We start from the raw sequence: 12,020 nt of genomic DNA on the forward strand, positions 1-12,020 counted from the left end.
AATTAGCCCAAACTACCTTTTACACTTATAGATATATAGTCCGGAATTTCATTGTAAGACAAAACTATGAGTTGGCGTTTGGTAAAGCTTTTTGCATATCTAGATAGTAGGGGCCGAAGCTGCGGTACTACCAATAACACTGGACGCATACCCAACTGATTCATTTGCTCAACAATAAGTGGCATATTAATTTGAAACTGAGAGAGCATGTTTGGATCGATGGGGAAACTGTCTAATGCAACTTTCCCCGCCTGCATTGCTTGAGAAAGGCTATTTTGAAGCGTCTGCTCTAAGGTAGCTGACAATGTAAAAACAGACGCTTCTGTCTTGTCTGAGAACACTTGCATCATCAGTGTTCGTTGCAATGCACAGCGAACGTCCGCCGTTAGCAATATTGGGTCTTTCGTTACTTCACTGCTATCTACTAACGTGGTCGCAATCGTCACAATATCCAAAATACTGACTTGCTCTGCCAGCAATGAACGAAAGACTTTTAGTTGGGTTGGTATTGGAAGTGCCTTGTCGAGCGCTTCGGCAAGGTTCGGGGCAATTTTTTCTAGCCGTTTATGGATTGCCTTTACGTCATCATACACCATCAACTCAGGAAGCTCATGCTTAATGACCTTTCCAACGTGGGTTGAAATGACGGTAGCAGGGTCGACGACTGAATAACCTAGATTTAGTGCTTTGGGTTTAACTTCATGCTCTATCCAAACAGCTTCGAGCCCATACGCGGGATCTCTTGTTTGCTCTCCATCAATCGTGCCATAAGCTTCACCACCGTTTAGCGCTAACAGCTGCGTAGGATTAACCGAGCCCTTGCCTAACGGGACACCGTTTAACTTTATCACGTAACTTTGAGGGCTTAGCTGCAAATTGTCTCTCACATTCACCTCAGGCAACAAGAAGCCGCATTGCTCAGACAGGCTCTTCCTTACTCCGCGTAAAGTGACAATCAATTCTTCTCCCTTGGCTTTATCGGCAAATTGAACCAACCTGAACCCTAACTCTACGGTGAGATTATCGGGATAGGGAAGCCCCTCCCACGACAACTTCTCTTCAGTACTGGCGATCTTCTCAGTAACTTCTTCTACTTTCTGTAAGTTTTCGTCGGGCAAGTTTCTTTGCATTCGCCAAGCGACGTAAAGAATGGGCGCCCCAAAACCAATAAACGCAACGGTTGGCATACCTGGAATAAGGCCCAGAAATAGCATAATGCCGCCAACCGTCCACAACACTTTAGGGGAAGCGAGCAGTTGTTTACCAATTTCAACGGATACATCTCCCTCATCGTTCATCCGTGTTACGATGATTGCAGCCGATACAGCTAGTAAAAGAGAAGGTATTTGTGCAACTAGGCCATCACCTATTGTCAACAATGCAAACTGCTGGAACGCTTCGCTTATTGATAAATCGTGCTGAAACACGCCAATAGAAACACCACCAAGAAGATTGATGACGAGGATGACGAGCCCTGCTACGGCATCACCACGTACAAATTTTGATGCACCGTCCATCGAACCATAGAAGTCAGCTTCTCTGGCAACCGACTCACGCCTCAATTTTGCCTGGTCTGGACCAATTAACCCTGCATTTAAATCAGCATCGATTGCCATTTGCTTACCAGGCAAAGCATCTAGGGTAAAGCGAGCAGCCACCTCTGAAATACGCTCCCCCCCTTTCGTAATTACTACGAAATTGATAACCATTAAAATGACGAACACCACCATACCTACGACGTAGTTTCCGCCAATTACCACTTCACCAAAGGCTTGAATTACGCGACCAGCAACGTCCGATCCTGTATGCCCTTCAAGGAGCACAATCCGGGTGGAGGCTATATTAAGCGTTAATCTCATAAGTGTTGCTAAAAGTAAAACTGTAGGGAAAACCGAGAAATCGAGCGGCTTTTTGGTAGATACAGTTACCAACAAAACAATGATTGAAAGTACGATGTTAAGTGTGAAAAGAATATCTAACATCCAACCGGGCAATGGAAGGATCACCATTGCCAATATCATCAATAACAAGATTGGAATAGCAGTAAATGGTTGATAAATAGCTCGCCAATTCACAGATTAACTACCTCTATTGTTTGCTTTATCAAGCAGAGATTTAGGAATATTTAACGCCGGGATTGGCGCAGGTTTGTGCCCTCTCCCAACACGATACGCTTTTAGCTGAGTCACGTAAGTCAGTACGTATGCGATGGCGGTGTAAAGCCCCGCGGGTATTTCTTGATCAACTCGTGTGGAATAATAAACCGCCCTTGCTAATGGAGGGAGCTCAACAATCTCGCGTTCATGCTCTTTTGCCAGGGCTCGTATTCTCAAGGCCATTTCATCGACCCCTTTAGCAATTACATACGGAGCACCGGCTTTATCCTTTGCATATTTCAAGGCCACAGCATAATGCGTTGGATTCGTTACAATCACGTCAGCCTGCGGTATACGCTCATTTAGCTTTCTATTCGCCATCTCATATTGAAGCCGTTTAATGCGACCTTTGATTTCGGGACTGCCGTCTGTAGATTTACGTTCTTCCTTTACTTCTTGCTTCGTCATTTTTATTTTCTTGCTAATCGATTGCTTTTGAAATGGCACATCAACCGCAGCAACAATAATTAGCAACGCAACAGTAAGAAAAAGACACAGAGATAACAACGTTAGCCCTTCAAAAAATGCGGCTTCCACAGGCTTATTCGACAACACAAGCAGTCGAGAGGATAATTCTGTTATGAACAATGCTAGGCTACCGCCCAATAAAGCAACTTTTAGCATCGCTTTAAGTAACTCAACCCACGCTTGGCTTCCCACCATCCTTTTAATGCCAGAAAGAGGATTAAGCTTGCTCATTTTGGGCAGTAAAAGGTTAGAAGAAAAATTAAACCCTCCGGGCATACTTCCTGCCACAATCATTACGCCAAAAAGAATAAGAAAATAGGGAAGCGTTGCAGTGATAGCATTAAACATGACCTCTTTTAGCGCTTTTGGCATATTCTGACTATCAGCTAAAAAGTCTTTATCGAAATGAAATGCAAGCTCCATAACTTCTCGAAATAAATCAAAAAAAAGCTGCCCAAACCATACTAATCCGCTCACGCCAAACAGAAGCAGTACTGCTGTATTTAGGTCTTTTGAACGAGCTATCTGACCTTCTTCACGAGACTTTCGTAACCGCTTTTCGGTAGGCGCTTCACTGCGCTCCTGAGCACTATTTTGTTCGGACACTTACCCCTCCAACACCCTACGCATGGCGAAAAGAACATACTCAGTAAAATTAAAGAAATGCTCACCTAATTGGTAAACCATGAGCAATATAGGAATGAGTCCAAGTAATAAAGTAACGGGAAAGCCCAATACGAAAATATTTAAAGAGGGTGCAGCGCGACTTGCCACTCCGAATGTCATATTTACTAATAACATTGTTATTATCGCAGGTAACGACACGAGTAATGCCGTCGTAAACATCCAACCAAATAACTCAATGAGTGCGCCAAGTTGTAGATGATACAAACTGGTGCCTATCGGCCACAGCTGAAAACTATCCGTAGCAACAGCAAGTACAATTAAATGGCCATCTAAGCCTAAAAAGCACAAAGAAGCGACTAACCAAAAAAGCTGGCTGACAAGTGGCGCCTGATCATTACCGGGGTCCATCATAACTGCCATTGCCAAGCCCATTTGCATCGACACTATTGTACCTGTGAGGGTAGCAACCCCGAATAAAATACGAATGGCTAAACCGAGCAGAACGCCGAGCACAATTTGCTCTAATGTAATTACCATACTTTCAATGCTTAACGGATCGACAGCGGGCACGGTGATGGTTGTGGTCGCAATTAATAGCGCAAGTGATGCTGCTAACAGGATTCTGGCTCTGGGTGTGACATACGGTCCGTCAAACATAGGCATACTCCACAACAGCGCAGAGAACCTAACGAAGGGCCACCAAAACTTTCCAATGAGCAACATCAGCTCTGACCCCTCAACCGCAAAAAGAGGCATTAATTGAAACCTTGGATGATAATGTCTTGAAGGTTAGAGAACCATGCCAGTAATTCGGTAATCATCCAGCTTCCCATCACGGCAACCATAACAAGCGTTAGCACCATTCTTGGTAAAAATGTCAGAGTTTGCTCTTGGATTGATGTTGCTCCCTGCACGATTGCGATAATCAAACCTAAAATCAGACCGGGAACGATCAGTACCAAACACATTTCGATAATAGTAACGACTGCTCTGCCCAAGATGTCTGTAGCTAATTCCGGTTCCATCACAGTCCACCAAATGTCGCGCTTAAGGTACCCGCAATCATTGACCAACCGTCAGCTAATACAAAAATCATAAGTTTAAAGGGTAGACTTACTATAAGTGGCGATAACATCATCATCCCCATCGACATCAACACGCTTGCAACAACCAAATCTATAATGAGAAATGGGATAAATAACATAAACCCAATTTGAAATGCCGTTGTCAGCTCAGACAACACAAAGGCGGGCACCAATACATCAAAAGGCACCTCCTCTGGCTCCATAGTCAGTGGTTGGTCCGCAATTCTGAGTACTTGTTCAAGCTCAGTTTCTCTAATCTGAGCCAACATGAATGTTCTAACAGGTACCTCTGCTCGTGATAGAGCCTCATTAAACGTAACCTCGTCGTTACTGTATGGTTTGAACGCGTTGTAATATATATCCTGCCACACTGGTCTCATGATCAACAATGTGAGGGTCAGAGCAATACCAATTAAAATACGATTGGGAGGCGTTTGCTGAAGCCCTAATGCTTGTCGCAATATTGCCAGTACCACGATAATGCGAGTAAACGAGCTCATTACAATTAACAGCGCAGGGAGAAGACTCAACACCGTCATAAAAAACAGTATCTGCAACTTTACGTTGTAATCTTCGCCTCCTTGAACATCTTTAACACTAAAGATGGTGAGTTCTTGTGCACTAACGCCAGTTGACGAAAACAATGTAACGATCAGGGCAGCAATGCTAAAGAAGTATACTCGTTTCATTATGCTTGCGGAACGACTTGAGAAAGTGATCCACCAGAGACGAATTTAAGGGCATACTTTCCTTCAATCATTACGACTTCAGCCTTTGCGAAAGGAACACCGTTCACTTTTACATCAAGCGGTTCATTGGCTTCTTTTTCTAACGGAATAACGTCACCTGCAACTGCACTGCTTAGCTCTCCAAGAAGCACTTCAGCACTCGCCACCTCCAACGTTACCGTCATAGGTACATTGTTGAACATATCCAACCCCAGTGAGTCTACCTGCTTAGATTCTTCTGGCGATACGGCCTCATCCATCATATCCAGTTCATTTAACACATCATCAATTTGCTGTTCTTTCATGGCGTTCTCTTACTTGTTATTCATACGATTTTTTTCGATTTTAAAATGTAAACTGTCATCGTTTTCTAGTACTTTTCCTTCGAAAAATACTTGCTTACCTAACGATAAAGATACCGTTTCCTTCAACTCTATTGGTATAAGCTTGCCAGATAGAAAACGCTTTAGTTCGCTGACGCTCGACTTACGCTTTGCCAGCTCAATATCACATTTGACAGGGAGTTTTTTCCAGTCGTTTTCCCCCATTAGCAAGGTAGCTTTAGAACTAGCTTGTTGCTCTGGTTCTTCGACAAATAGGTTAACTGGAAGCCATGTGTACCAATTAATCGCCGTACTGCCTAAAGAAGCACGAACTTTAAAAACAAGATGCTCAAAGTTGTTTTGATCTTCGACAGTATTCACTTCTTCAACCGGCATACAGGAAGATGACGGGCTAAGTAATTTTTGAACTGCAGATAGTTGAGCCATTGCGAAACGTAAACCAACGCGCTTTTCTGAAGCAGATAACGATGTATGCTCGTCACCATCACTGTTTGAATTCTTGCCTCCAAACGAAATAGTCGCTAGTTGAAAAACGCTCACATAGTCCACCGCGATATAGCCACTAGAAGCAACGCTTCCCTCCATATCACATTTGACTCTTAGTTTCGTTTTGTCTGTGTACCATTCCTCTATTCCCGTCCCTGAGCACAGGTTGACGTCAACGAGAATCTCGTTGTCATTTAGAATACGACTTAAACTAGACTCAAATGCACGCGTTATTTTGTCAATTTTCGTGTCCGCTATTTTCGCTGCTTTGACTTTACTTTTTTGCTGATGGGAAAGGTGCGCTTCGGTAGCTGAAGCGAGGACCTCTGGATCTCGAATAATAGACTTATAATGATTACGTTTCATAGATTACTTCTTAATTTAACCAGTGCTATTTACATCGAATAGCGTGTTATGTCTATTTTTTTCAATTATTTTCATAACCTTAGATATTTGGCGTCCGTTCAGGCCATCCCACTGTACACCCACGAATTCTAATCGGTCTGAAATTCGACGACGATAGCGAACGGCCACATCTAACTTCAACTTACCTGCGAACCTAAGAACCAACTTTCCGTCGAGCTTATCAACGCGAGGAATTAATATGCCCGCTCCACCCTCACTAATATCTTTTAAAACACCACAGCAAAGCAGACGTCCAAATAAACCAGCTCGATGTACGCTTATTGGTAGGCCCTGGCTTTGAATTTCCTCAGCTTCACCCGAGACATCTAAGTGTAAACGTTCAAATTGTCGTTTAGCTTCTTCTTCGAATGTCATTGTGTTTCTCCGACGTTACTAATAAAGCTAGGCTCATTTTGTCTCGCTTTATTGGCCGCTTTATTTAACGCGCTATTAGGATTTGCGTAGGAAAACATATCAGAGAGTTGTTGGCTGGCTTCATCAGTTAAAATTAGAAGTTCAATACGCCTGTTCTCGCTCGCATTGCGGTTTTCGACGTTAATTGGGCGGGTTGAGCCATAGGCATTCACTAGTACTACATTCTGGCCAGGCATCCCGCCAATTTCCAAGGCCTTACGGGCGATCTGAGCCCTATCACCAGACAACTCCCAGTTGCTGTAGTCCTCTGCTCTGAAATAGGTACCGTCGGTATGCCCCGATATAACAATTCCGTTTTTGATGTTTGCCAGCAGGCCGCCTAGTTCAATCATCAAATCTTCAAAAAAGGGGGTAAGGTTAGTTTGCCCTCTTTCAAAAACCGAACTATGGATTGTATCCTTAATAACGACTCGAAGCCCGGATTCCAGTGAATCAACTTCAATATGCGCCGCTGCACCTTCTTCAGCCACCATATTTTCGACTACGGTCGTTAGTAAACTCATGTTCGAAGGTGTATCAAAATCGCCATCAATAACGGAATTGAGCGCTTCTCCTTTGCCTGCTTGAGGTGCCTCATCACCTGAAGGAATATTCAAATGCTGAGACATACCCGCTATTTCGTTTGCAGTAGCACTTATTTCGGCGAACTTGGCCTCAAGAGGTACTGCACTCGGCGTACCACCGAGATCAACGGGAAATGGGCTATTTTCAGGTTCAAATGGTGCGATGGGCTCAGCAAAAATTTTGCGTTCTCTCATATAAGTCGCAATCTCTTCACGTTCCTTCTCATTCGACACTTCCAAGATCCACATAACCATGAAAAATGCCATCATAGCCAGCGTAAAGTCCGCGAAAGCTATTTTCCAAGCCCCGCTACTTTTCTTTTTCGAATTAGAGAATTTTGACTGGCGAATTACAACTACTTGGTTCGTTTTCACTAAGCCGCCTCTTGGGAGTTAATCCACTGTTCCATCTCAGTAAAGGAAGGTTTGGCAGTTTCCTTGAGAAGACGTCTGCCCGAATCGGTGGCGACTAGTGCGGCGTGTCCGTTTGCGTAAGCAACCATAATGGCCTTGCACACCTCCAGTTGACCAATATCCTTTTTAACCTGGGTCTCCATGCCTTGTGCAAGTGGTCCAAAAAGACAATAGCATGCGAAAATACCAATAAACGTACCAACAAGTGCAGCAGCAACGTGATAACCTATTTCACTCATCGGCCCATCTAGATGCTGCATGGTGATTACGATGCCACCCACTGCTGCTAAAATACCGAAGCCCGGCATCGCATCGGCGGTATTAGCCACAATTTCAGAGGCTTTTAGCTTCTCTGTTGCCAGTGCATTCACCTCTTGATCAAGAAGATAATCAAAATCGTGGGCTGTCACTTTACCCATACTAAGTAATCGCATGTTGTCACAAATAAATGACACGAGTTTTGGATTCGATTCGACGGTAGGGAATGAAAGAAAAATAGAGCTGGTTTCAGGATTTTCTATATGGTCATCTAATGCTTTAACACCGCGCCCTTTAGCTAACTCAACAAGCTGATACATAAGTATAAGGAGCTCTTTATTCGCTGTTTCTTCTGATTCCGACGATTTAAACAAACGTACTATTTGCTGTTTGATATCCAGCAGCGTCTGTTTACTTGCGCCAATAACGACAGCGCCTAACGCAGCGCCAAAAATAACAATAAACTCCGAAGGTTGCCATAAGGTAGCAACATTACCACCAGCGATGATAAATCCACCGACTACTGCGCCAAGGACGACAATTATTCCAAGTATTTTTTGCATTAATTTGACCTCAAATGCGTTAAGTGGTGAGTTTAATTACAAGGCGATCAATGGCAACTTTATGTAGCTGACATACACGCGATTCTGTTAGCCCCAAAACTAAAGCTATTTCTTTCATGTTTAAATCGTGTTGGTAGTACAAATGTAAAACCAAGCGTTGGCGCTCTTGCAAGCTATCCAGACCTTGTTGAATTGAAAGCGCCATTTCGTTGTCTTTTTCATTCGCAGCGAAAATGCTATCTCCGTGTTCATCGAGAATCGTAGACAGACTTTCTATAGACTCAGCCTGTAAGACATATCGCAATTCAGTAAGCTCGGTCTTATCAATCTCTAGATGCTGACATAGCTGCTCTTCAGTGGGCAATTTTCCTAACTGCTTTGTTAAGGCTCTTTCAGCATCACGAAGTTTGTGCGCGTCTGTTCGCAACTGTCTAGGGCGCCAGTCAGTGCGTCGAAACTCATCAAGCATTGCTCCTCGAATACATTTGAACGCATAAGCTTCGAAGTACTCATCAATGGCCTTTCCGTATCGACGAATAGCATTTAGCAATCCAATTAAGCCGACCTGTTGAATATCATCTTGATCAACGATGATGCCCAGCATACTGCGCAAATGAGCTGCGGCACGCTTAACTAAATAAGCATAATCATTCAATGCTTGCGACTCATTCATTTGTCCTTTCATTTCACAATGTGTAGGCCATGCTTCTTTCGCTAACATTTCGTTAAATCCTACTGAACAAATACGTTGGTAATGATGACTTGCTGTACATTTTGACCAAAGCTATGTTGAGTAAGCACATCATTAAAGTTCTCCATCAACTGTTGTTGTAATAGCTCTAAATCAGCAACTTTCTGTTTTGCTTGCTCGACAGTGAGATTAGAAAAATGCTTAACTAACACATTCTGCATAAGCGGAGACGCTTGTTGTAGCCTTTCTAACCCTGCTTGGTTATGTGTCATTAGCGAGACTTCCATGACCAAGTACCGAGAGCTGTGCTTGCCTTGAAGACTTATTACAAAGCGTTTAAGCGGCAAAAATGAAGGGAATACTTTGGGCTCTTCTTTTACAGGGGTAATGACATTCTTGGGCGTTGAATAATAGTAAAAACCGCCACCGGCCAAGAGAGCGACAGCGATGCCAATGATGATTAATAAAGTACTTTTTTTCATTATTTACTCGTTTATTTTTATAGTGTTCGATTTAGCCAAGAACCAACAAATTGGGGGGCACGTTCGTCCGCTTTTTCTTCAGTAATATTGTTAATTATTGATTGCTCTCTGCTTCTTTGGTTTTGCTGTTCTCGCTGATCATGACTATCTCTAACGTCAACCTCTAAACCTCCGCCTTGATTGCTTTGCGAAAGCTGTTGTCGCAACTGTTCTAGGTTTTGCAACATTGCATCTCTAATTTGCGGATTGGCTGCAGACAATTGCACCCGAGTGAATTCACCATCAACCTCAATTGTCATATCAATTGCACCTAGTTGAGGAGGGTCTAATCGTATTTCCGCCCGATTTACATTTTGACCCAACTGCAAATTTACTTTGTCACGCAGCAACAATACTAAATCCTGCCCCCATTGCTGGTAGCTCGTATCGAGTTTCGCTGTAAACCAATGGCTTGCTGATTTACCCGAAAGGTGTTGCGGCGAGAATTGTGAACCCAATGTTGACTCATCTATCTGCGATGCGACGGAGGATGGTGAATGGGGTTCTTGATAGCTTGCCAATGTTTGTGCCTTTACGTTTAGAGCACGGGTAGCAAAATCAAAAGACTCCGGTTGTTTTCCCTTTTCTACAAGGGCTTTCGCTTGCATGATTGGGTTTTCTTGTTTAACGGTACTAGCAGCAACACCGGCATTTTGAACATGTTTGGCTAATACTGAGCTATGAAGTTGACCAATCAACGCCTGGTCTGCATTCGAACCCATCTCGTGCGAGGCGCTTGTCAATACACCTGTTGTAGACGCAATGGCACGGCTTGAAGCAGTATCGTGAAGTTGCTGAGATTCTGCAGTAGAAAGTAACGCAGAGGCCATTAAAGACGTATCGTTTCGTCTGGCTCCCTTTTCCTGATTTTTGCCAGACAGCAAATTGCTCTCCATTAAAGAAGAAACGGGTTGTTCATCGTACAAAGGAGCGGAAGAAGGAATTAAGCTTTCTTCTTGGAAAGAAACAAGTGTAGAACTTGCTTTTTCAACCACTGCTGAAGAAGCAGAATGTTCTGTATCAGTCACCATGAGATCACGCGTAATAGCTGCACTCTGATCATGAGTCATTTGCGTTTGCGAACGTAACAAATTTGACATGATTGGCTCATCTATAGGCGTGACACCAACAACTCCATCTTTAAGAAAAAATGTGTCTGTCGTTTCTAAGACTTCTGGCTGCTCAATGAGGTTAACACCAGAAACCGCCTCTTCCCACTGTGAAGCGTCTCCTTCTTGAGGAAGCTCAGAGAAGTTGGCCGAAACTAAGGCAGAAGACTGTTGTTCACCTTTTGATGGACTAAGTGTATTCGCAGTAAAGTTTGGCAGTGCGGTATTTGTATTCATGGCATGAGTTCCTGTGTACCAGAATATGCGACCATCCCTTCTTTAGATTGCCCCAACTTAGCTAAGGAAGATTGCACACTTTTCAATTGACTATTCAACGTTGCGAGTGCCACGTTATAGTTTTTCTTAATATGCTTAGCTAACGTGTCTGCTTGCTGCTCGGTGCACTGCTCTTTAATTGAATTGAAATGTGCAACGATTGTCCTATCAAGCTTCCTTACTTGAGGCCAATCTCCCTGTTCAGCAGCATGTTGAATTTGCGTAAGCAATTCACCAATTTCGTTTATAGCCTTATTCATGCAGTCTTAAGAAATCAATACGTGTTGACAATGAAATGCAAACATTAAGCCATTTTATAAACCATTGTTTTAAAAGTATTTATATAAAATCATCACCTAAAGTGGGAAGGCCAACTTCCGCGTGAAGGAAGCGTAAAAACCAGTATTGGGTGTGCGAATAGTCACGCTACGAGAAAGGTACAAAAAAGCCAGCAATTAAGCTGGCTCTGCATGTTGGCCGTTTCGTTAAATCACTGGTTTTGAAGAATTCCTTCCCACCCTTCTTTTAAATCGGTCATTACTTTTTTTACTGCTATCAATTCACTTGCATCATTATGTAAATTAGCTCGCATCAGCGCTTGACCGCTAAACTGATATAGACCTCGCATATTTTTTACTACGTCTTCATTGTTTTCTGGGTCTAGTGAAGCTTCTAAGCCTCCCAATATTTTAAGAAGCTTTTCTATGCTTGCCGCTTTTTTGTCAAACCGTTTTTGTTCAATATGACCCTCGGCTCGCTGAAGCTCTTCAAGAAACCCTTGAAAAAGCATCAGCACGAGTTGATGAACATTAGCGCCTGCGGCTTTGGCATTTACAGAAGTTGTCTGATAGGCATCATAACCAGATGTATCTAACATATATATTTTCCTAA

At 43.2% G+C, this 12,020-nt stretch carries 15 protein-coding genes; all 15 read right to left on the reverse strand.

Going from position 1 to position 12,020, the window contains the following annotated elements; translation table 11 throughout:
* Window positions 1-2 precede the first annotated feature (2 nt).
* Entirely contained in the window at window positions 3-2,075 is a 2,073-nt protein-coding gene (locus V7R42_RS16550) for a flagellar biosynthesis protein FlhA (protein ID WP_334021351.1), read from the reverse strand.
* A gap of 3 nt (window positions 2,076-2,078) precedes the next feature.
* Window positions 2,079-3,230 carry a flagellar biosynthesis protein FlhB gene (gene flhB, locus V7R42_RS16555; protein ID WP_334021353.1) on the reverse strand — a complete coding sequence of 384 codons (1,152 nt, stop codon included), beginning with the start codon at window positions 3,228-3,230 and terminating at the stop codon, window positions 2,079-2,081.
* Entirely contained in the window at window positions 3,231-4,007 is a 777-nt protein-coding gene (gene fliR / locus V7R42_RS16560) for a flagellar biosynthetic protein FliR (protein WP_334021354.1), read from the reverse strand.
* Window positions 4,007-4,276 (reverse strand): flagellar biosynthetic protein FliQ, encoded by a 270-nt coding sequence (locus tag V7R42_RS16565; protein ID WP_334021356.1) that lies wholly within the window; start codon window positions 4,274-4,276, stop codon window positions 4,007-4,009. Before V7R42_RS16565 ends, fliR begins: the two co-directional genes overlap by 1 nt.
* Window positions 4,276-5,025 (reverse strand): flagellar type III secretion system pore protein FliP, encoded by a 750-nt coding sequence (gene fliP, locus V7R42_RS16570; protein WP_334021358.1) that lies wholly within the window; start codon window positions 5,023-5,025, stop codon window positions 4,276-4,278. The genes V7R42_RS16565 and fliP overlap by 1 nt, the downstream gene beginning before the upstream one ends.
* Window positions 5,025-5,369 carry a FliM/FliN family flagellar motor switch protein gene (locus V7R42_RS16575; protein ID WP_334021360.1) on the reverse strand — a complete coding sequence of 115 codons (345 nt, stop codon included), beginning with the start codon at window positions 5,367-5,369 and terminating at the stop codon, window positions 5,025-5,027. Before V7R42_RS16575 ends, fliP begins: the two co-directional genes overlap by 1 nt.
* A gap of 9 nt (window positions 5,370-5,378) precedes the next feature.
* Window positions 5,379-6,260 (reverse strand): FliM/FliN family flagellar motor switch protein, encoded by an 882-nt coding sequence (locus V7R42_RS16580; protein WP_334021362.1) that lies wholly within the window; start codon window positions 6,258-6,260, stop codon window positions 5,379-5,381.
* Window positions 6,261-6,275: 15 nt separating this feature from the next.
* The gene (locus V7R42_RS16585) at window positions 6,276-6,674 is read right to left on the reverse strand and encodes a PilZ domain-containing protein (protein ID WP_334021365.1); all 399 of its coding nucleotides are present in this window, start codon (window positions 6,672-6,674) and stop codon (window positions 6,276-6,278) included.
* Entirely contained in the window at window positions 6,671-7,672 is a 1,002-nt protein-coding gene (locus V7R42_RS16590) for a flagellar motor protein MotB (RefSeq protein WP_334021368.1), read from the reverse strand. The genes V7R42_RS16585 and V7R42_RS16590 overlap by 4 nt, the downstream gene beginning before the upstream one ends.
* Window positions 7,672-8,532, reverse strand: coding sequence for a flagellar motor stator protein MotA (motA, locus tag V7R42_RS16595; protein ID WP_334021370.1), 861 nt, complete (start codon window positions 8,530-8,532; stop codon window positions 7,672-7,674). Before motA ends, V7R42_RS16590 begins: the two co-directional genes overlap by 1 nt.
* A 19-nt stretch (window positions 8,533-8,551) precedes the next feature.
* The gene (locus V7R42_RS16600) at window positions 8,552-9,253 is read right to left on the reverse strand and encodes a FliA/WhiG family RNA polymerase sigma factor (protein ID WP_334021372.1); all 702 of its coding nucleotides are present in this window, start codon (window positions 9,251-9,253) and stop codon (window positions 8,552-8,554) included.
* Window positions 9,254-9,264: 11 nt separating this feature from the next.
* Window positions 9,265-9,705, reverse strand: coding sequence for a flagellar basal body-associated FliL family protein (locus V7R42_RS16605; RefSeq protein ID WP_334021374.1), 441 nt, complete (start codon window positions 9,703-9,705; stop codon window positions 9,265-9,267).
* Window positions 9,706-9,722: 17 nt separating this feature from the next.
* Complete coding sequence (locus V7R42_RS16610; RefSeq protein ID WP_334021377.1) at window positions 9,723-11,090, reverse strand: flagellar hook-length control protein FliK; 1,368 nt, start codon at window positions 11,088-11,090, stop codon at window positions 9,723-9,725.
* Window positions 11,087-11,389, reverse strand: a complete 303-nt coding sequence (locus V7R42_RS16615; protein WP_334021379.1) for a hypothetical protein — start codon at window positions 11,387-11,389, stop codon at window positions 11,087-11,089. The genes V7R42_RS16610 and V7R42_RS16615 overlap by 4 nt, the downstream gene beginning before the upstream one ends.
* 230 nt (window positions 11,390-11,619) lie before the next feature.
* Window positions 11,620-12,006 (reverse strand): flagellar export chaperone FliS, encoded by a 387-nt coding sequence (gene fliS / locus V7R42_RS16620; protein ID WP_334021380.1) that lies wholly within the window; start codon window positions 12,004-12,006, stop codon window positions 11,620-11,622.
* Window positions 12,007-12,020 lie beyond the last annotated feature (14 nt).

The organism is Alteromonas sp. S015 (assembly GCF_036864485.1).
Classification (GTDB): domain Bacteria; phylum Pseudomonadota; class Gammaproteobacteria; order Enterobacterales; family Alteromonadaceae; genus Alteromonas.

Coding starts and splice junctions, on each gene's coding strand:
- fliR (WP_334021354.1), bottom strand. CDS start 4,007: ATGCCTCTTTTTGCGGTTGAGGGGTCAGAGCTGATGTTGCTCATTGGA.
- V7R42_RS16565 (WP_334021356.1), bottom strand. CDS start 4,276: ATGGAACCGGAATTAGCTACAGACATCTTGGGCAGAGCAGTCGTTACT.
- fliP (WP_334021358.1), bottom strand. CDS start 5,025: ATGAAACGAGTATACTTCTTTAGCATTGCTGCCCTGATCGTTACATTG.
- V7R42_RS16575 (WP_334021360.1), bottom strand. CDS start 5,369: ATGAAAGAACAGCAAATTGATGATGTGTTAAATGAACTGGATATGATG.
- V7R42_RS16580 (WP_334021362.1), bottom strand. CDS start 6,260: ATGAAACGTAATCATTATAAGTCTATTATTCGAGATCCAGAGGTCCTC.
- V7R42_RS16585 (WP_334021365.1), bottom strand. CDS start 6,674: ATGACATTCGAAGAAGAAGCTAAACGACAATTTGAACGTTTACACTTA.
- motA (WP_334021370.1), bottom strand. CDS start 8,532: ATGCAAAAAATACTTGGAATAATTGTCGTCCTTGGCGCAGTAGTCGGT.
- V7R42_RS16600 (WP_334021372.1), bottom strand. CDS start 9,253: ATGTTAGCGAAAGAAGCATGGCCTACACATTGTGAAATGAAAGGACAA.
- V7R42_RS16605 (WP_334021374.1), bottom strand. CDS start 9,705: ATGAAAAAAAGTACTTTATTAATCATCATTGGCATCGCTGTCGCTCTC.
- V7R42_RS16610 (WP_334021377.1), bottom strand. CDS start 11,090: ATGAATACAAATACCGCACTGCCAAACTTTACTGCGAATACACTTAGT.
- V7R42_RS16615 (WP_334021379.1), bottom strand. CDS start 11,389: ATGAATAAGGCTATAAACGAAATTGGTGAATTGCTTACGCAAATTCAA.
- fliS (WP_334021380.1), bottom strand. CDS start 12,006: ATGTTAGATACATCTGGTTATGATGCCTATCAGACAACTTCTGTAAAT.